At 33.0% G+C, this 18,519-nt stretch carries 20 protein-coding genes; 10 read left to right on the top strand and 10 right to left on the bottom strand.

What is annotated here, in order from left to right; translation table 11 throughout:
• Positions 1-34: 34 nt before the first annotated feature.
• Together HQN85_RS03780 and HQN85_RS03775 are read left to right on the top strand one after the other, a co-directional pair.
• A complete protein-coding gene (locus HQN85_RS03780) occupies positions 35-901 on the top strand; it encodes a lysophospholipid acyltransferase family protein (RefSeq protein WP_173269009.1) in 867 nt (288 codons plus the stop codon).
• Between the two features lie 3 nt (positions 902-904).
• On the top strand, positions 905-1,918 hold the full coding sequence (locus HQN85_RS03775) for a glycosyltransferase family 2 protein (RefSeq protein WP_173269008.1): 1,014 nt from the start codon (positions 905-907) through the stop codon (positions 1,916-1,918).
• On the opposite strand, the gene HQN85_RS03770 is transcribed toward HQN85_RS03775, so the two are convergent.
• Both HQN85_RS03770 and aroQ read right to left on the bottom strand, forming a co-directional pair.
• On the bottom strand, positions 1,919-2,638 hold the full coding sequence (locus HQN85_RS03770) for a TlpA family protein disulfide reductase (RefSeq protein ID WP_173269007.1): 720 nt from the start codon (positions 2,636-2,638) through the stop codon (positions 1,919-1,921).
• A gap of 6 nt (positions 2,639-2,644) precedes the next feature.
• Positions 2,645-3,061 carry a type II 3-dehydroquinate dehydratase gene (gene aroQ, locus HQN85_RS03765; protein ID WP_173269006.1) on the bottom strand — a complete coding sequence of 139 codons (417 nt, stop codon included), beginning with the start codon at positions 3,059-3,061 and terminating at the stop codon, positions 2,645-2,647.
• Positions 3,062-3,121: 60 nt separating this feature from the next.
• On the opposite strand from aroQ, the gene xerD reads away from it, so the two are divergent.
• Complete coding sequence (xerD, locus tag HQN85_RS03760) at positions 3,122-4,021, top strand: site-specific tyrosine recombinase XerD (protein ID WP_173269005.1); 900 nt, start codon at positions 3,122-3,124, stop codon at positions 4,019-4,021.
• A gap of 2 nt (positions 4,022-4,023) precedes the next feature.
• Here xerD and prmC read toward each other — a convergent pair whose 3' ends face one another.
• Positions 4,024-4,884 (bottom strand): peptide chain release factor N(5)-glutamine methyltransferase, encoded by an 861-nt coding sequence (gene prmC, locus HQN85_RS03755; RefSeq protein ID WP_173269004.1) that lies wholly within the window; start codon positions 4,882-4,884, stop codon positions 4,024-4,026.
• Between the two features lie 48 nt (positions 4,885-4,932).
• Here prmC and ribD point away from each other — a divergent pair, with 48 nt between their 5' ends.
• The 4 genes from ribD (at position 4,933) to HQN85_RS03735 (ending at position 8,382) form a co-directional block, all read left to right on the top strand.
• Positions 4,933-5,988 (top strand): bifunctional diaminohydroxyphosphoribosylaminopyrimidine deaminase/5-amino-6-(5-phosphoribosylamino)uracil reductase RibD, encoded by a 1,056-nt coding sequence (ribD, locus tag HQN85_RS03750; protein WP_173269003.1) that lies wholly within the window; start codon positions 4,933-4,935, stop codon positions 5,986-5,988.
• Positions 5,985-6,851 carry an EamA family transporter gene (locus HQN85_RS03745; protein WP_173269002.1) on the top strand — a complete coding sequence of 289 codons (867 nt, stop codon included), beginning with the start codon at positions 5,985-5,987 and terminating at the stop codon, positions 6,849-6,851. The genes ribD and HQN85_RS03745 overlap by 4 nt, the downstream gene beginning before the upstream one ends.
• Positions 6,841-7,455 (top strand): IMPACT family protein, encoded by a 615-nt coding sequence (locus tag HQN85_RS03740; protein WP_173269001.1) that lies wholly within the window; start codon positions 6,841-6,843, stop codon positions 7,453-7,455. Before HQN85_RS03745 ends, HQN85_RS03740 begins: the two co-directional genes overlap by 11 nt.
• A gap of 63 nt (positions 7,456-7,518) precedes the next feature.
• Positions 7,519-8,382 carry a nucleoside phosphorylase gene (locus HQN85_RS03735; protein WP_173269000.1) on the top strand — a complete coding sequence of 288 codons (864 nt, stop codon included), beginning with the start codon at positions 7,519-7,521 and terminating at the stop codon, positions 8,380-8,382.
• Here the strand turns inward: HQN85_RS03735 and HQN85_RS03730 are convergent, their stop codons facing one another.
• A complete protein-coding gene (locus HQN85_RS03730; protein ID WP_173268999.1) occupies positions 8,383-8,778 on the bottom strand; it encodes a DUF1398 domain-containing protein in 396 nt (131 codons plus the stop codon).
• A 7-nt stretch (positions 8,779-8,785) separates the two neighbouring features.
• On the bottom strand, positions 8,786-9,832 hold the full coding sequence (locus tag HQN85_RS03725) for an aldose epimerase family protein (RefSeq protein ID WP_173268998.1): 1,047 nt from the start codon (positions 9,830-9,832) through the stop codon (positions 8,786-8,788).
• Between the two features lie 66 nt (positions 9,833-9,898).
• On the opposite strand from HQN85_RS03725, the gene HQN85_RS03720 reads away from it, so the two are divergent.
• From HQN85_RS03720 to HQN85_RS03710, 3 genes are read left to right on the top strand one after another with little or no spacing between them, the layout of a single operon-like run.
• Positions 9,899-11,059, top strand: coding sequence for a galactokinase (locus HQN85_RS03720; protein ID WP_173268997.1), 1,161 nt, complete (start codon positions 9,899-9,901; stop codon positions 11,057-11,059).
• Positions 11,060-11,064: 5 nt separating this feature from the next.
• On the top strand, positions 11,065-11,595 hold the full coding sequence (locus HQN85_RS03715) for an RNA methyltransferase (protein WP_173268996.1): 531 nt from the start codon (positions 11,065-11,067) through the stop codon (positions 11,593-11,595).
• Positions 11,596-11,639: 44 nt separating this feature from the next.
• Positions 11,640-12,296, top strand: a complete 657-nt coding sequence (locus tag HQN85_RS03710; protein WP_173268995.1) for a YdeI/OmpD-associated family protein — start codon at positions 11,640-11,642, stop codon at positions 12,294-12,296.
• An 83-nt stretch (positions 12,297-12,379) separates the two neighbouring features.
• On the opposite strand, the gene HQN85_RS03705 is transcribed toward HQN85_RS03710, so the two are convergent.
• The 5 genes from HQN85_RS03705 to HQN85_RS03685 form a co-directional block, all read right to left on the bottom strand.
• A complete protein-coding gene (locus HQN85_RS03705; protein WP_173268994.1) occupies positions 12,380-14,503 on the bottom strand; it encodes a xanthine dehydrogenase family protein molybdopterin-binding subunit in 2,124 nt (707 codons plus the stop codon).
• Positions 14,503-15,486, bottom strand: coding sequence for an FAD binding domain-containing protein (locus tag HQN85_RS03700; protein WP_173268993.1), 984 nt, complete (start codon positions 15,484-15,486; stop codon positions 14,503-14,505). The genes HQN85_RS03705 and HQN85_RS03700 overlap by 1 nt, the downstream gene beginning before the upstream one ends.
• On the bottom strand, positions 15,483-16,103 hold the full coding sequence (locus HQN85_RS03695) for a (2Fe-2S)-binding protein (protein ID WP_173268992.1): 621 nt from the start codon (positions 16,101-16,103) through the stop codon (positions 15,483-15,485). The genes HQN85_RS03700 and HQN85_RS03695 overlap by 4 nt, the downstream gene beginning before the upstream one ends.
• Before the next feature lie 96 nt (positions 16,104-16,199).
• Positions 16,200-16,973, bottom strand: coding sequence for a pepsin/retropepsin-like aspartic protease family protein (locus HQN85_RS03690; RefSeq protein WP_317170026.1), 774 nt, complete (start codon positions 16,971-16,973; stop codon positions 16,200-16,202).
• Between the two features lie 148 nt (positions 16,974-17,121).
• The gene (locus HQN85_RS03685; protein ID WP_173268990.1) at positions 17,122-18,381 is read right to left on the bottom strand and encodes an erythromycin esterase family protein; all 1,260 of its coding nucleotides are present in this window, start codon (positions 18,379-18,381) and stop codon (positions 17,122-17,124) included.
• Positions 18,382-18,519: the final 138 nt, after the last annotated feature.

Raw genomic sequence — 18,519 nt, 5'->3', positions numbered from 1 at the left:
ATATTTTATGTTTGCATTCTAGCTGCCCAAATTAATGATTAAAAAAGGCTTTTCGCACATCGGTATATTTTTTTTGTCTATTTTATCGCTGCTACCTTTACCTGTGCTTTACTTTTTTGCTCGCCTGCTCTATTATCCTTTGTATTACATTATTGGTTATCGTAAAGCAGTTGTACGAGGAAATTTGGTTAAATCTTTTCCTGAAAAGAATAGAGAAGAAATTATCAACATAGAAAAAACCTTTTATAAATACTTAGCTGATTTAATTTTTGAGATTGTAAAAATGGGTTCAATCTCCAAAAAGGAGTTAAGAAAACGTGTGAAATTTCACAATTTGGAAGCTATTGAAACTTACTTTAAGAAAGGTGAAAGTGTGTTGGCCTGCACTGGTCATTACTGTAATTGGGAATTAAGTATGCTGGCCTTAGGAGATGCAGCAAGCGCAACGGAATATGTAATTTACAAACCTATAAATAATGAGGTTTTTGAAAACTGGTTTAATAAGATAAGAACTCGTTTTGGAAATGTATTTGTGGCGATGCGTCAAACATTACGAGCAATTATTGCTACTAAAGATACACCAACCATGTTTTGTTTTGCTAGCGACCAAACGCCAGTAAAGCATGAAACACAATACGTTTTAGAATTTTTAAATCAAAGGACTGCTGTTTTACTCGGTTTAGAAAAAATTGCCTTGCAAACAAATAGGCCTATATTTTACTTTGAAGTTAAACGAGTTAAACGTGGATATTACGAAGTAGAAGTTATGCCTTTGTGCTTAAATCCTAAGGAAACACAAGGACATGAGATAACCGATTTATTGTTTGAATTTTTGGAGAAAACAATTAAACATGAGCCTGCTTTTTGGTTGTGGAGCCATAGGCGATGGAAATATAGCTAAGTTATGGAGCCTAGTGTAGCAGTAGTAATCTTAAATTGGAATGGCAAGTCTTGGCTTGAACGCTTTTTGCCAAGTGTTGTGCAAACGAACTATCCAAACTTACAAATCATAATTGGAGATAACGCTTCAACAGATGATTCTATAAGCTTCTTACAGCAAAATTATCCGCAATTAGGTATTATAGAAAACGATAAGAATTATGGTTTTGCTGGAGGATATAATCATATTCTTTCTAGGGTAACAGCAGATTATTTTGTGTTATTAAATTCTGATGTTGAAGTTCCTGCTAATTGGATAAAACCTGTAATAGATTTAATGGAAAGCCATGTTAAAATTGCAGTTGCTCAACCTAAATTAAAATGGCAGCTTAAAAAAACAGAATTTGAATATGCTGGTGCTGCTGGTGGTTTTATAGATCTTTTTGCATATCCGTTTTGTAGAGGAAGAATTTTTGATACGGTAGAAACTGATAATGGTCAGTATAGCACTACTGCAGATATATTTTGGGCAAGCGGCGCTGCATTTTTCATTAAAAGTAGTATTTGGAAAGAAGTTGGTGGTTTAGATGCAGATTTGTTTGCCCACATGGAAGAAATTGATTTGTGTTGGCGTTTAAAAAATCTAGGGTATCGTGTTGTTTGTTGTACTGATACAGAAGTTTACCATGTAGGTGGTGGCACATTAAATGCAAATAATCCATACAAAACTTACTTAAACTTCAGAAATAACTTAATCATTATGCAAAAGAACTTACCAAAAAGCGAGGCTTATTCTAGAATTTTTATTAGAATGTGTCTGGATCTTTTGGCATGGTTACAGTTTCTAATCAAAGGAAAGTTTGCTTTTGCTTTTTCGATCAATAAAGCTCATTGGCATTTTTTAACGCAAATAGGAATTACTTCTAAGAAAAGAATTACTCAAATTCCTTTATTCCAACATACAGGGGTTTACTCAGAAAGTATTGTTTGGACCTATTTTGTGAAGAAAATAAAAAAGTTTAACGACTTAAAATGGTGATTAAATGCCTTTTAATTGTTCGCTGATGGTTTTTTCTACCCAATAAACTGTATTTGAAGCTAAACCTGTTGTATGAAATTTCACCAAACCATCTTTGCCAACCACTAAGTGTGTTGGGTAGCTTCTCACACCATACTTTTCAGCATAAAATCTTCCGCCATCAACAATGTTATAGTTAAATGGTATTGTTTTTAAAAACTGTTTAAGATCATATTTCTCATCTAAAGCAATGGCTAAGAAAATAACATCTTTATTGTCTTTGTATTTAGCATAAAGCTGATTTAGCTCTGGTATTTCCATTTTACAAGGTGGACAATTGATAAACCAAAAATTCAAAACCAATACCTTTCCTGTGATATCTCTCAAATCATATTTATTACCATTAATATCGGTAAATTTATTTCCTTTAAATTTTTCTCCATCTTTAAAAGCAGTGCTTAATCTTGGTCTACTAGAATTAGATAAAGCAAGTTGTTTCCTTTCCTCGGCTTTAATTTTCTCTTCAGGACTCATTTGATAGATGATGAACTCTGTTTTTTCTTTGTTTAGTTTAAAAGCATAATCACCTGTTTGATAATAGGCTCTCCACAACTTTGTAACTATCAAATTACCCGCCTCGTCTCTTACAATAGCATTATCATCTAATTTAGGTACAGTTGTAGTTTGAGCATTGCTTTTAATAGCAATTAGGAGCATTAAAATAAATAAATATTTCTTCATAGTATATTATTTCAAAAAGCTTTCTATGGCAAGTCGATATCCGTCTAAACCAAAACCTGTAAGCACACCTTTGCAATTTTTTCCTGTTAAAGATACATGACGGTATTCTTCACGAGCATAAATATTAGAGATGTGCACTTCTACAACTGGAGTTTTAATGGCTGCAATTGCATCTGCTAATGCAACCGAAGTATGTGTATATCCACCAGCATTAATTACAATACCATCGTAAGAAAAACCAACTTCATGTAATTTATTAATCAATTCTCCTTCTACATTGCTTTGATAGTAATCAATTTCTATAATGCTATACAGTTCTTGCAGTTTCGAAATATAGCTATCAAATCCTTCAGATCCGTAAATTGTAGGTTCTCGCTGGCCCAACAAGTTTAAATTTGGGCCGTTTATAATTTGTATCTTCATTACCGATGTAAGGTTAAAATGTTGTAACGTTGCAATGTTGTTTAAATTGCAGTAAATATAATGAATACCCATTCTTACCTAAAAGGATTTAAGGATTATTTGAAGTTAGAGCGTTCGCTTTCTAAACATTCTATCGATGCTTATTTAAACGATGTAGAGAAGTTGGTACAATATTATTTAGCAATTGATAAGGATTTGATTATTAATCAACTGCAATTAAGTGATTTAAGAGAATTTATAACATGGTTAAACGAGGTTGGAATGCAGGCTAACACTCAGGCAAGAGTAATATCGGGCATTAAAGCTTTTTTTACCTATTTAATGCAAGAACAAATTATTTTAGAAGATCCAACTGCTTTACTCGAATCGCCTAAACTAACTAGAAAACTGCCAGATACATTAAATATTCATGAAATAGATCAGTTAATTGATGCGATTGATGCCTCTAAACCTGAAGGAATGAGAAATAAAGCTATTATTGAAATGCTGTATGGTTGTGGTTTGCGTGTAACAGAATTGGTTGAATTAAGGATATCTAATATTTATGCCGATACAGAATTTATTAAAGTTATTGGTAAGGGAAATAAAGAGCGTTTAGTACCAATTGGTTCAACAGCTCTAAAATTATTAGAAATTTATGTAAGCCGAATACGAGTGCATCTATCTATTAAGAAAGGACATGAAGATTATATTTTTTTAAATCGTTCTGGTAGTCGGTTATCTCGAATTTCTGTATTTAATTTGATTAAAACATTGGCTATAAAGGTCGGCATTCATAAAAGTATTAGCCCGCATACTTTACGTCATTCTTTTGCCACACATTTAATAGAAGGCGGCGCCGATTTACGTGCTGTACAAGAAATGCTAGGACATGCAAGCATTACAACTACTGAAATTTATACACATTTAGATCGCGATTATTTAAGAAGTGTAATTACTCAATTTCATCCGAGATCTTAAGCTCACAAACTTGCTTTAATCATTCTCTCTTTTCCCTGCATATCTTTTCTTAATTCAATGTCTTTAAAACCTTTATCTTTTAATAATTGAACTGTTTGTTGACCTAAATATTCATTAATTTCGAAGAAAAGTAAGGCATTTTGTTGTAGGTTTTTTAAAGCAAAATTTGTAATGGCATCATAAAATATTAAAGGTTTTTCATTACTCACAAATAATGCTCTATGCGGTTCGTGAGCTAAAACATTTGCATGCATTTCTGCCTTTTCATGTGCTGTAATGTATGGCGGATTGCTTACGATTATGGAAAATTGGGAACTGAAAGTTGAAAGTTGAGCGTTCAGAATATCATCTTCAATAAACTGGACTTCTACATTATTTAATTGAGCATTTTGTTTAGCTATTCCTAAACTATCTGCTGCAATATCTAACGCAACGACTGCTGTATTTGGTAGATTTTTCTTTAGCGCAATGGCTATGCAGCCACTTCCTGTACCAATATCAAGTATATTTATAAGTTCAGATTTTTGATTTAAACTACAAGTTGATATTATCCACTCTACTAATTCTTCAGTTTCTGGTCGTGGAATTAATACAGATTCATTTACCTTAAATGTTAAACCATAAAAATGTGCTTCGCCAAAAATATATTGTATAGGTTTTCCCGTTTGAAGTTCTTTTAAAATGCTTTCAAATTTTGATAAATCATCAACTGAAATGTCCTGTTCCTTCTTTAAAAGATAATCAGCTCTGCTTAACCCTAATAAATGATGAAGGGTTAACTGAAATAGAGCTTGCGCCTCATCTTCTGGATAAAGTGAATTTAAATCTGTTTCAAATTTTACTGCTAATTCCTTTAATTTCATTTGCGGTAAAAATAGCTATAATCATGACAATAATTTACTTTTGCACTAATGAGCGATAAACTTTACATGCAACGTTGTTTGGAATTAGCCATAAAAGGAATGGGCAATGTAAGTCCCAATCCAATGGTTGGCTGTGTAATAGTTCACGAAGGCAAAATTATTGGCGAAGGTTATCACAAAAAGTTTGGTGAAGCTCATGCTGAAGTTAATGCAATTAATGATGTGTTCAGTAATTTTGGAGATGAAAACTCTTCCCTCCTTAAAAATGCTACGGCTTACGTTAATTTAGAACCCTGTGCACATTTTGGCAAAACTCCACCTTGTGCAGATTTGCTGGTTAAACATCAATTAAAGAAAGTGGTAATTGGTAATACTGATCCGTTTTTGGGTGTAAATGGCAAAGGAATTGAGAAATTAAAAGCTGCAGGAATCGAAGTGGTTACAGGCGTTTTAGAAAAAGAATGTAGGTTTTTAAATCGTAGATTTTTTACCAGAGTTGAACAACAAAGACCTTTCATCATTTTAAAATGGGCACAAACTGCTAATGGATTTTTTGCACCAAAAGACGCTTCACAGCAATGGATCTCTGGTTTGGAAGCTAAAGAATTAACGCACCAATGGCGAAGTGAGGAAGATGCGATTGTTGTTGGAAAACAGACTGTGTTGATTGATAATCCGCAATTAACAACTAGAAATGTAAACGGAAAAAATCCTATTCGCATTGTAATTGATAAAAATTTAGCGATTCCTGAAACCTATCATATTTATAATAATGAAGCTAAAACCATAATTTTTAATGAAATAAAAACTGATGTAATGAATAATATCCACTTTGTGCAAATGGAAGATATGCAGTTTTACTTAGCACAAAAAATAGCTTTTCAATTGTATTTAATGGATATTCAGTCTGTAATAATAGAAGGTGGTGCTCAAATTCTACATCAGTTTATTGATACTAATTTATGGGATGAAGCAAGAGTTTTTACGGCAACAACAGAATGGAATGGTGGAATTAAAGCTCCTTCAATAAAAGGAAATATATTCGAAACTTTACAAGTCGGCAGCGACGAATTAAAAATTTACTCACCTTATTCGCAAAAATGATCTATTTAGTTTTAAGTATTAGTTGTAGTGTTATTGTTGGCGTTTTGCTTAAGCTAGCCAAACGTTATCAGATTAACATTATGCAAGCCGTCACCTGGAATTATTTATTCGCTATCGTGTTAAGTGCTTTCTTTTTTAAGCCTGATTTCTCCACACTAAATTTAACTATAATCTCTCCTATTTATGTTTTGCTTGGTATATTGTTGCCCGCAATTTTCCTCATTCAAGGCATCTCTGTACAACAAACTGGTTTAGCAAGAACTGATATTGCACAACGTTTATCGCTGTTTATTTCACTTTGTGCAGCTTACTTTTTGTTTAATGAAAGTTTTGGTCGTTTAAAATACGTAGGCTTAATTATTGGCTTCACAGCAATTATTTTCACAATTTATCGTAAATCTGGAAGTTCATCTTCAAAACATACATGGTGGTATTTATTACTTGTTTTTGTAGGTTTTGGAGCAATTGATGTACTCTTTAAACTAGTTAGCCAAATCACAGTTATTCCTTATATAACTTCATTATTTCTGATTTTTTGTATTGCTTTTGTGTTTTCACTGCTCTATATTTTTTATCTAGCCATTACTAAAAAAACTAAAATTCAATTCATCAACTTTGTTTGTGGCTGCATACTGGGTTTTTTCAATTTTGGAAATATTTTATTTTATCTAAAGGCGCACAGAGCAATGTCAGACCAACCATCAACTGTATTTGCAGCGATGAATATTGGCGTAATCATAATTGGAAGTTTAATTGGCATAGTAATATTTAAAGAAAGATTGAGCAAACTGAATTACATAGGCTTAATACTAGCATTAATAGCTATTTTGTTAATCACTATATCGAAATTACATGCTATTTGATGATACCTATAAAACTATAAAAACTACGTCAGAAGGTATTTTTAAAGACAAAGGAAGTAAGTTCATTGGCTATGCCTATCCTATTTCAAGCGAAGCTGATATCAAAAATATCATCCTAAAACTTAAAGCAGATCATGGTAAAGCAAGGCATTTTTGTTGGTCATTGCGGTTGTCGCCAGATCGAAGTATTTTTAAACTAAACGATGACGGCGAGCCTTCGGGAACTGCTGGTAGACCGATTTTAAATACCTTACTTTCTGCTGATGTAACCAATATTCTAGTGGTGGTAGTTCGTTATTTTGGAGGAACTTTATTAGGCGTTCCAGGTTTAATTAACGCTTATAAAAACGCTACTGTTGAAGCACTTGCGACAAATGAGATCATTACAAAAACTGTAAATGATGTATATGAAATTCATTTTGATTATTTGGAGATGAATACGATTATGCGCATCGTAAAAGACGATCAATTAACTGTCCTTAATCAGGATTTTAATACGAAATGTGTAATTAAATTTGAGGTTAGAAAAGCAAATCTGAACGCTGTTTTAGGTAAATTAGAAAAGGTTGAAGGTGTTGAAATTAAATATCTAGGCACCCTTTAACTTCAGAACTACAAACATCTAACGAACTTATTTACTAAGTTTGTTAACTTAAACACCAATCTTATGGAAAAATTATCAGAAGCTGATTTAATTATCAATCCAGATGGAAGCATTTATCACTTAAACTTACTTCCAGAGGATATTGCAGATACAGTGATTACAGTAGGCGATTTGGATCGTGTTTCAGAAATCAGCAAACATTTTGATTCCATTGAGGTTAAAAAAGGGAAAAGAGAATTTATTACACATACTGGTTATTTAGGGAAGAAACGCATTACCGTACTTTCTACAGGAATTGGTACAGATAATATCGATATTGTATTTAATGAGTTAGATGCTTTAGTAAATATAGATTTTACAACCCGAGAGGTTAAAAAAGAATTAAAATCGTTAAATATTATCCGAATTGGAACTTCTGGGGCAGTACAAACTGATATCCCAATGGGAACTATTTTAGCCTCTTCTTTTGGTTTAGGTTTTGATGCACTAATGAATTATTACATACATCAAATTTCTGGTGATGAACACAGCTTATTAGATAGCATTAAATCTCATTTTTCACATATTAAAGGTATTCATCCTTATTTAACAGCTGCGGACCCAGGTTTATTAGAGACGATTGCCAAAGGAATGGAACAAGGAATTACCGCAACTGCTCCTGGTTTTTACGCTCCGCAAGGTCGACAAGTGAGAGCAAAAAATGCAGTTCCTGATTTTATTACTCAACTAAATAGTTTTAAAGAAGGTAAAAACAGAATTACCAATTTAGAAATGGAAACAGCGGGTATTTATGCCTTAGCCAAAATATTAGGTCACAAAGCCTTATCTGTTAATGCCATTTTAGCTAGTCGTGTAAAATTTGAATTTAGTACTACACCAGAGAAAATTGTTGAGAAAGCAATTAAAATGGTTTTAGAACGATTATAGTTATTTTACTGTAGGAATATTTTCTACAACAAGTTCATGCCCAGCCATATCTAAATAAGTTACTGTCATCGCATTTAAGTCTGTAATCCATTTTTCAACTCCGGCAAAAGCAGCTTGCTTACAAAAGGTTTGATAATCAGTTTCACCTTGTTGGTGAATTTTTAGCGCTTCTTTCAAATCTGTTGCTGATGATTTCTCTTCTATTAACAAATTTTCATAAGCAGGCGGACTTTCTACTGTATATTCATCATCACCAAAATAAATGGCCATTCCGTTCATTACATACACATCGTATCTGGTTACACCCATTTCTTTAATATCGGCAATGTATTGCGGGAAATCAGCTCCAGTTTTAGTTTTTTGATGTGCGGCTTTTATTTTTTCAAGTGTAAACATGATGAATTTATTTAGTTAATACTTTGTAGATAGTGGTTTGTGTATAAATTTCTTCAGGCATTAAAATAGTACTTGGAAAATGAGGAATGTTAATACCATTTGGATGATGTTGTGTTTCTACACAAAAAGCATCATACTCATTATAGTCTTTTCCTCCTTTGCCATTTTTAACATTTAAATATTTTGCAGTGTACAAATGTGCAACTGGCTCTGTAGTGTACACTAACAAAGATAAACCACTGTTGGTTTCGCTAGTTTTGCTCGCTAAGGTTAGTGTTCCGTATTCTTTATCTAAAACAAAAGTCTGATCATATCCTTCAGTTACATCCCAATTTGTATTAAAAGCTTTTTCCTTTCTAAAATCATGAGCTGTATTTTCAACAGGAATTAATTTACCTGTCACCACATAATTATCATCTTGCTCCAAATAATTAGACGCATTCATTTGGTGAATGTGTTTGCCTACATTTCCGCCAGTTGGCGATAAATTAAAATAACTGTGATGTGTTAAATTAATTGGGGTAGCTTCATCGGTATCAGCCTGATAGGTTAATATAAGTTCATCGTTATTAGTCAGTTCAAATGTAAGCTGTATGGCTAAATCACCAGGGAAATTTTCTTCTCCATCCAAACTGAAATATTGAAACGTTACACTAGCATGTGGCTCTTCTCCAACACTAATAATATCCCACATTTTTTTATCGAAACCTATCTTTCCTCCATGCAAACAATCATTTCCGTTGGTTTGGGCTAATTGATAATCCACACCATCTATTTCAAATTTCCCGTTTTTTATACGATTTGCGTAACGACCAATAATAGCTCCAAAATACGGGTAGTTGGCTAAGTAATCAGGACTGATATAATCTTCAAATTTATCAAAACCCAATACAATGTCTTGTTGCTCGCCATTGGCATTTCTAACTATAAATCGATTTATAATTGTACCATAATTAAAGATTTTAACCAAGCTTCCTTTATCGTTACTTAATTCGACTGCTATTACCTCTTTTTTATCAATAAAATTGCCTGTATTTATCTGCTTTACTTTCATAAATTGTATCTTAGACCGTCAGCTAAAATACAAATAAACTTATAACCTGCGCAGAAAATACCATTTATGAATAGTCAATTATCCGAAACTTTTTTTGAGAAATATAAGCAACATCCAGCCGCTACTTACTTTGCTCCAGGCCGCGTTAATTTAATTGGAGAACATATAGATTACAATGGCGGTTTAGTTATGCCATGTGCAATTACCGCTGGCACGTGGCTACTTTTAGCACCGAATAATGATAACTTAATTAGATTTAGTAGCATTAATTTTAAGGAAGAAGGAGTATTTCAACTTCAAAAAGAATACAGTAAAACTGGCAAGGAATGGTACAACTATCCTCTGGGTGTTTTTCACGAACTTCAGAAGTCTGATTGGACAGCTCAAGGACTAGATTTATTATATTTTGGTAATATTCCAATTGGTTCAGGTTTATCATCTTCTGCTTCCATTGAAGTGCTTACCGCCTATGCTTTAAATGATTATTACAATTTAAATAATGATAAATTAGACTTAGTGAAACTTTCTAAAAAGGTAGAAAATGAGTTTGTTGGTGTAAATTCTGGTATTATGGATCAGTTTTCTATTGCATTTGGAGAAGCAGATAAAGCCTTGGTTTTAAATTGCGATACATTAAAATACAAAGTAGTTGATTGTAATCTTGGAGATCATGTTTTAGCGATTATTAATACCAATAAGGTAAGAGAGCTATCAGAATCAAAATATAACGAGCGTGTAGCAGAATGTGGAACAGCTCTAAAAGCATTGCAACAAGAAATAAAAATTAATAATTTATGTGAACTGACTGCTGATAAATTTGCCTTACATAGTCATTTAATTACTGATGAAACGGTTTTAAAAAGAGCAACTCATGTGATTAAAGAAAACGATAGAGTTCATTTAGCTGCAAAAGCCTTAAATGCTGGCGAGTTAGAAGAATTTGGTCGGTTGATGTATGCTTCTCATTACTCTTTAAAAGATTTATACGAAGTAACAGGTAAGGAATTAGATGCTGTAGTAGATTTTTGTAAAGATTATGAACATGTGAGCGGAGCAAGAATGACAGGTGCTGGTTTTGGTGGTTGTGCCATCGCTTTGCTTAAAAAAGGATACGAAGAAGATTTCGCAAAGCAACTAACAGATTATTATGTCGCTCGAATTGGCTATCCAGCAATTATTTATATTCACCAAATTGGTGATGGAGTTAAAAAAGTAACCACAAATTAAAGAAAATGCGAAAATTAAAACTCGATGAACTAAATCGTGCCGACATTAACGAATTTAAAGAACAGGAGAAATTACCTGTTGTGGTGGTGTTAGACAATGTAAGAAGCATGCATAATGTAGGTTCTGTTTTTAGAACTGCTGATGGTTTTTCTATAGAAAAGGTAATTTTATGTGGAATAACGGCTCAACCACCACATCGCGAAATTGAGAAAACTGCTTTAGGCGCTACACAATCTGTAGATTGGATTCATTTTGAAGATACGTTGGTTGCTATTGATACTTTGCGTGAAAAAGGATATGAAATTATTGCCATAGAACAAGCGGAAAACAGTACCATGCTTAATATTTTTAAACCTGATTTAACTAAAAAATACGCCTTAATTTTTGGTAATGAAGTAAATGGTGTGAGTGATGAGGTAATGCAGAAAATTGATAACTGTATTGAAATTCCACAATTTGGTACAAAACATTCGTTTAATATCGTAATTTCTGCGGGCATTGTACTTTGGGATTTCTTTGCTAAATTGAAATTATAAATGTGTCATCCTGAGATTGTCGAAGGATATAATATTAATCAATTATGGAAAACACTCTTTTGAAAAAACTACAAGTCAAATCTGGATTTAAAGTTAAAGTTCTCAATACACCAGATAATTTTCCAGCTGTTGTTGGCGAAATACCATCTGATATAGAAATTTCATTTAATGAAACAATAGAATTTGATGCATTATTTGTATTTGCAATTACTAAGGTTGATTTATTAAATGCTTTAAAAACTGAGACTATAGGTGTGAAAACAATTTGCTGGATATTTTACCCTAAAGCAAAATCAAAATTAGCCAGCGATCTAAACCTAATGCAAAGTTGGGAAGATTTAAAAACATTTAACTTAACGCCTTGCGGTTCTGCAGCAATTGATGAAACTTGGACGGCATTGAGAATCAAACCAGAAACAGAATTGAAAAGATCTGGTGTAGGTAATGCAGAAATAGCTAAAAGCGATTATGGTAACTATGTAGATGTAGCTAATAAAATTATTAATCTGCCGGAAGATTTAGAAATTGAGCTTAAAAAACAAACTTCAGCTTTTGATTTTTATCAAGGTCTATCCTATTCAAATCGCAAAGAATATGTGCTATGGGTATTAACAGCTAAGCAAGAAAAAACTAGAACAGACAGAATTTCTAAAACTGTAGAGAAATTAATTGCTGGAAAGAAAAACCCAAGTGAAAAGTAAAGATTAACCACATAGAAACATAGTCCACATAAGTATATAACTGATAAATTACTATGTTTCCTATCTGTCTATGTAGTTAAAGCCTAAGCCTCCAATACCTTATCTGGTGTAATTGGTAAACTTCTTATCCTTTTACCAGTTGCATTAAAAACAGCATTAGCAACTGCACCTGCAAATCCGATTAAAGCAATTTCTCCCATTCCTTTAGCGCCCATTGGATTAACAATTGGATCTGGTTTATCAATAAAAATCACATCAATATCTGGGACATCTGCATTTACAGGTACATGGTAATCTGCAAAATTATTATTCACATACCTTCCATATCGATTATCTAAAATCGCCTCTTCTGTTAATGCCATTCCAATACCACCAACGGCTCCGCCAACCATCTGACTACGAGCTGTTTTTGGACTTACAATTTTACCTGAATCTCCTACCGAAACAATTTTATTCACTTTTACCACGCCTGTTAATTGATGAACTTTTACCTGCACAAAGTGGATGGAGAATGAATACATTGAATAATTTTTTGCCTCAGGATTATTCTGTGATGATTGAATCGTCTTTTCAATCATGGGTAGATTATTTTTCTTCAGTACATCAACAAAATTTGATGTAGCATCCATATTTGAATTAGCTGCTAATTCTGCAATAGTAGATTTTAAAGCTACGCACACATCGTTCACGGCACTACCAACTGTAGAAAGTGTAGCAGAACCACCTTGGCTAGGTGCTGGCGGTAAAGAAGAATCCCCCAATTCAAAAACTATTTTATACACTGGGATATTCATTAGTTTACTAGCTATTAAGGTCATTCCAGTTCCAGTACCAGGTCCAATATCGCTAGTTGCACTTTGCAAAACTAAGGTACCATCCGCTTTTAAAATTCCTTTTACACTTGCTCTACCTCTACCGGCATTAAATACGCCTACACTAACTCCATATCCAATTTGCCATGAGCCTTCTACAATACTTCCGGGCTTATTTTTACGATTATTCCAACCGATCTTAGCAGCACCTAATTTATAGGCTTCTTTAATATATTTACTAGAAAATGGTCGTTTTTGTGAAGGATCTTGCTCAGGATCATTCTTTGCTCTAAAATCCAACGGATCCATATCCAATGCGAAAGCCATTTCATCAATGGCACTTTCTAAGGCAAAAGCTCCTGTTGCTTCTCCAGGACCACGCATCCAAATAGGCACTCCCATATCTAAGGGGATAACATAATAGTTTGTATTTACATTTTCAGAATCATACATGAACTTACTCATGTTTACCACACCTTCAGTAAAATTCTCGTAGGTAGCACTTTGACCGAAAGCAGTATGAGTAATTCCTGTTATTTTTCCATCTTTTGTTGCGCCTAAACCAATTTTCTGATAAGCAGCTGGTCTATTTCCAACCATGGTAAACATTTGATCGCGAGTAATAATCAGCTTAACAGGTTTTTTTAACTGTTTGGAAGCCATGATTGCTGCAATTTCTAATGGCCAAGTCCTTAAAGCCATTCCAAAACCGCCACCAACAAATTGAGAGTTTACTTGAATGTTTTCTGCTGGTATTTTAAAGACATTAGCTATAGTATTTTGAGTAGATTTTACACCTTGTGTTTTTGCGTATACCGTTACTTTGTCATTTACCCCCCAATCGGCAATAATTCCATGCAATTCCATCGGATTATGCGTTTCAACAGGCATTTTATAAGTCTGCTCAACTTTAACTTCGGCAGTTTTATAGGCATCAGCTATACCTCTTACGTATGGTGGTGCACCTTGTAGTTTTTTTACTGCGGCATCTTTAATGCTTGCTTCAAAATCCGTATTAAAAGCAGTTTTTTCATAACTAACTTTAACTAATGATGCTGCATAAGTTGCTCTCTCAAAAGTATCCGCCACTACAATGGCTATAGGTTGTCCATTAAAGAAAACCTGATCCGTATAAAAAATCTTCATCGGCGAACCACCGGCTTGCTCATAACCTGCAGCAGATGGCTTATTTAAATGAGACAATACATCTAAAACACCTGGAGCATTTTTAGCTGCCTTGGTATCAATTGCTATAATTTTTCCTTTTGTAATTGTACTTGTTACCAAAACCCCATAGGTTAATCCAGGTAATTGGTATTCAGCAAAATATTTCGCTTTTCCAGTTACCTTTTCTATACCGTCAACACGGTCATTTTCATCTATAAAAAATTCCATTATGCTTTGGCTTTTGCTAGGGTTAATGCCTCGATAATTGTATTAGGTGCTAGTTTGAGTTTGAAATCATTTTCTCCAAAACCTTTCGCACCATTCATTGCTAGTTTAGCCGCTTCTTCAAAAGTTGCTGTAGTTGCTGGTTTTCCTTTTAAAAATTCCTCAACCAATTGTAAACGCCACGGTTTATGGGCTACACCTCCCATTGCTAAACGAGCATTACTAATCGTATTATTATTTATTTCTAAAGCAGCTGCCACAGAGACTAAGGCAAATGCGTAAGACGTACGATCTCTCACTTTTAAATAATGAAAATTCTTATTCAAATTATTGATAGGAATTTCCAATCTAACAATCAATTCTCCTTTTTGAAGGTTATTGTCTTTTTCTGGTGTCGTTCCTGCAAGGCGATGAAAGTCTATAAAATTAATTTTTCTTTCGCCTTTTATACTTGCTAATACAACTTGTGCATCTAATGCAACCAAACCCACACACATATCGCTAGGATGTACCGCGATACAAAATTCAGAGGTCCCAAATATTGCATGCATTCTATTATACCCTCCAATAGCACCACAACCACTCCCAGGTTGACGTTTATTACAAGGCATTGTGGTGTCGTAAAAATAACCACAACGCGTACGTTGCATCATATTTCCACCAACTGTAGCCACATTTCTCAATTGTGCTGAAGCTCCAGCTTTTAAAGCTAACATCAACAAAGGAAATTTTTCTTTTACTAATTGGTTTTCAGCTAATGCAGAATTAGAAACCAATGCGCCTATATGTAGAACGTTGTTTTTTAGTTCAATTTGTTTGAGGGGTAGATGATTAATATCGATCAGTTTTTCTGGAGCCGTAACTCCTCTTTTCATTAAATCAACCAAATTTGTTCCACCAGCAATAAAAGTTGCTTTTGAATCTTTACTTACTAAACCTAACGCAGTTTTAATTACTGAAGTTCTTACGAATTGAAAATTAATCATATTACTTTCCCTCCTTCTTTCACTTCATGTATCGCATCAACTATATTTGGATAAGCACCACAACGACAAATGTTTCCACTCATGTATTCTCTAATTTCATCTTTTGAATTGGCATGACCTTCTCTTACACAAGCAACAGCGCTCATAATTTGACCAGGTGTACAATAACCACATTGAAAACCATCGTGTTTAATAAAAGCAGCTTGCATTGGATGTAATTCATCTCCTTTGGCTAAGCCTTCAATTGTGGTGATACTTTTACCCTCATTCATAGCCGCTAAACTTAGGCAAGAATTTACACGCACACCATCAACATGAACTGTACAAGCACCGCATTGTCCGTGATCACAACCTTTTTTTGTTCCTGTTAAATGTAATTGCTCCCTTAATAAATCTAACAATGTAACCCTAGGCTCAACTTTTAGAGTATAGGCTTTATTATTTACTTTTAGATTTAAAGGAATTTTTTCAAAAAGCTCAGCAAAACGCTCGTCCACTTTTTGATCTGCAGCTTTTAAAACCGTTAATGGCGTTAAAGATAGCGCCGTAAACAGCGAGGATTTTTTTAAGAAATCACGGCGGGTATCACCAGATTGGTTTTTATCAATTTCAGCCATAATAAATTAGAGATGGTTATTGCTCTAATATCGTGATTATGACTTTTAGTTTTATCGATTTAAATAATTTAGAAGGATTCTATTGTGATATTATAATTATCCTTTCCAGAATTCCACATTCATTAATTTATTCGCTTGCAAATAAATATTTGCTCTTTTAGCATCAATAATGATATTGAACTTTTTTAATAAATCTCCACCTATAATACTCACCTTTTGTCTACCTAATGCTCCTGTAAAAAAGCTAACTGGGACTTCTTTTAAGCTATTTTTTCCAATTGTAAAAGCTGGAATTATTGCTTTTTTTGTTTTCAAGATATTACCGAACGAATCCTTTAGCGCTTTTTCATCAATTACTTTTAATTTACTATCAATCCCATTGTCGACCGTAAATTTATCATCCAATAGAATTGTTCCAGCATAACCAGAATGAACCAAAAATTTGTTGTGTAGTATTTGTTGATCGATTTTTAGACCTCCTTCCACAAACATCATTTCATCTTCAAAAGATAGTTTCAGTTTGTCGAATTCTTTTATTTTAGCTGGTAACTGATTATAAAGCACAATCAATTTTTTATCAAAATCAATTTCGATTACTTTGTTCGCAAAAAGTTCTAAGCCAAATTTTCCATCTGTTTGTTGTCCAGAATTAGTGTTTTCCCAAATTGGCACATTTTCCCATTTCAAATCACCAATTTGTAACAGATTACTTTTACTAAACCGCGATGAATTTCCATTTCCGCCCCAACTTTTTACACTATCACTGCGGTCAAAAACTAAGTTTTTCATCTTTTTTGTCGCTTCTTCTGTTAAGGTAAGCGAATTTGCAGCAGTATGGAACATCAAATTTACCGTGTCTTTCTGATTAATTATAGCCTTTACTTTCAGGTTATTATAATCTGTCAGCTCAAATGGAATTTTAGTTTGCGCAAAAACAGAAAGTGAGAAAAAAGTACTAATATCGAAATTGAGCGAAAGAAAGAAAAATTAAACATATGTTGGTTTTTAATGCAATCTACTAAAATTTCAAGACTGATTTTTCGCAAGGATACATATCTTTTATATAAAAAATTCCATCAAAAACTTGAGTCCAAACAGCTTCATTATAAATATGGTATTTTCCTTTCATATTGAAATATTCAAAGGAATTTGGATTTAAATTCCTAAACCTTTTAAAATCTACAAAAGCATATTTTATATTATCATTCATCCAGTCTTCAAAACTATTTTTAATTGGAAGAACAACTTTGTAAGTATTTGGAATAGTAATACGACCAGCTGTTCCATATTTAGAGCTAAAACCCACTATATAAGTTTGTTGATTTAACAAACTATCTCGCGTAAAAAAATGCCCCATATTAGTCCAATTTTCATTTGATGATTTAGACTTTATAAATTCTCTGTTTTTTAAAATATGAGCGCTATGCGCCCAAACAATAATTTTTTGATTTGGAAATTTCTGATTAACTAACCATTTTAAATTTTCGGCCATTTGTTTATCCCGTAATTCCTTATAATCTTTTGCTTTAGTTAAAAAAGAAATACCATTTTTACTACTTTCCTGTAAATTGTGTAACACTAAAAGTTCAAAGCTCCCTTCCCATTTTTTAGAGATTTGCTTAAATATGGTATCAATTTGCTTGATAAATAGTGTTTGCTTAGCTACATCTTTACTTATTTTAATAGAATCAATAAAAGGAAGAAAGTTGTCTATATAAGATTTAGATTTAATGAAAGGAATATCATTCACTTTAAAAAAATCATCAATATACTTTTTTAGGTTATTACTATATCCTCCATCAAATTGACTATCAAATCCACTTATGGTAATTGGGTTATTTGTCCCAAAACTCTCAGAAACATAGTTATAGAATAAGTTTTCGCATTGAGTACAGCTTGTCCAAATTGAAAAGATATTTTGTTGGATGAAATTATTTATAGTAGTTTTTTGTTTATCCAAATGATCCCAGCCTTCATTTAGTGCAAAGAAATCACTTTCAAAGGCTAGCACATTAAATCCTTTTTTTTCATGAAGATATTTGATTAATCTTGTTTTTGCCAGAAACGTAGGTGCATCACCATGATCTTGTTCACCAAGCATTACAATTCTTGAATTTCCAATTGCATTACCAATAACTTCCACGTCAGTGAAATCTGTAGAATCAGGATCAATGGATCGAATAATATTTAAGTTTTTTTCTACAAAATTCTTAGTCTGTTTTTGAGCGAACCCCTCAAATCCTAAGAAAATAAATAGTAAAATTAATAGCTTTTGCATATTATATGGGCTAACAATTAAAGCTAATAATAAATAGTGCAAGAAGATAAATGATTAACAGAGTTTAACAAAATTAACTCATTTTAACTGTTTAGGAAGTAAAAAGCCACAGACGTCAGAGTATAGACCTAAGTATCT

Origin of the sequence: Pedobacter boryungensis, from assembly GCF_013204825.1 — a bacterium.
In the GTDB taxonomy this organism is placed as follows: Bacteria; Bacteroidota; Bacteroidia; order Sphingobacteriales; family Sphingobacteriaceae; genus Pedobacter; species Pedobacter boryungensis.
This window is presented reverse-complemented; position numbering and strand designations above follow the sequence as displayed.

What these genes read in the sequence shown, in the direction of transcription:
- HQN85_RS03780 (WP_173269009.1), top strand. Translation starts at nt 35, where the DNA reads ATGATTAAAAAAGGCTTTTCGCACATCGGTATATTTTTTTTGTCTATT.
- HQN85_RS03775 (WP_173269008.1), top strand. Translation starts at nt 905, where the DNA reads ATGGAGCCTAGTGTAGCAGTAGTAATCTTAAATTGGAATGGCAAGTCT.
- HQN85_RS03770 (WP_173269007.1), bottom strand. Translation starts at nt 2,638, where the DNA reads ATGAAGAAATATTTATTTATTTTAATGCTCCTAATTGCTATTAAAAGC.
- aroQ (WP_173269006.1), bottom strand. Translation starts at nt 3,061, where the DNA reads ATGAAGATACAAATTATAAACGGCCCAAATTTAAACTTGTTGGGCCAG.
- xerD (WP_173269005.1), top strand. Translation starts at nt 3,122, where the DNA reads ATGAATACCCATTCTTACCTAAAAGGATTTAAGGATTATTTGAAGTTA.
- prmC (WP_173269004.1), bottom strand. Translation starts at nt 4,884, where the DNA reads ATGAAATTAAAGGAATTAGCAGTAAAATTTGAAACAGATTTAAATTCA.
- ribD (WP_173269003.1), top strand. Translation starts at nt 4,933, where the DNA reads ATGAGCGATAAACTTTACATGCAACGTTGTTTGGAATTAGCCATAAAA.
- HQN85_RS03745 (WP_173269002.1), top strand. Translation starts at nt 5,985, where the DNA reads ATGATCTATTTAGTTTTAAGTATTAGTTGTAGTGTTATTGTTGGCGTT.
- HQN85_RS03740 (WP_173269001.1), top strand. Translation starts at nt 6,841, where the DNA reads ATGCTATTTGATGATACCTATAAAACTATAAAAACTACGTCAGAAGGT.
- HQN85_RS03735 (WP_173269000.1), top strand. Translation starts at nt 7,519, where the DNA reads ATGGAAAAATTATCAGAAGCTGATTTAATTATCAATCCAGATGGAAGC.
- HQN85_RS03730 (WP_173268999.1), bottom strand. Translation starts at nt 8,778, where the DNA reads ATGTTTACACTTGAAAAAATAAAAGCCGCACATCAAAAAACTAAAACT.
- HQN85_RS03725 (WP_173268998.1), bottom strand. Translation starts at nt 9,832, where the DNA reads ATGAAAGTAAAGCAGATAAATACAGGCAATTTTATTGATAAAAAAGAG.
- HQN85_RS03720 (WP_173268997.1), top strand. Translation starts at nt 9,899, where the DNA reads ATGAATAGTCAATTATCCGAAACTTTTTTTGAGAAATATAAGCAACAT.
- HQN85_RS03715 (WP_173268996.1), top strand. Translation starts at nt 11,065, where the DNA reads ATGCGAAAATTAAAACTCGATGAACTAAATCGTGCCGACATTAACGAA.
- HQN85_RS03710 (WP_173268995.1), top strand. Translation starts at nt 11,640, where the DNA reads ATGGAAAACACTCTTTTGAAAAAACTACAAGTCAAATCTGGATTTAAA.
- HQN85_RS03705 (WP_173268994.1), bottom strand. Translation starts at nt 14,503, where the DNA reads ATGGAATTTTTTATAGATGAAAATGACCGTGTTGACGGTATAGAAAAG.
- HQN85_RS03700 (WP_173268993.1), bottom strand. Translation starts at nt 15,486, where the DNA reads ATGATTAATTTTCAATTCGTAAGAACTTCAGTAATTAAAACTGCGTTA.
- HQN85_RS03695 (WP_173268992.1), bottom strand. Translation starts at nt 16,103, where the DNA reads ATGGCTGAAATTGATAAAAACCAATCTGGTGATACCCGCCGTGATTTC.
- HQN85_RS03685 (WP_173268990.1), bottom strand. Translation starts at nt 18,381, where the DNA reads ATGCAAAAGCTATTAATTTTACTATTTATTTTCTTAGGATTTGAGGGG.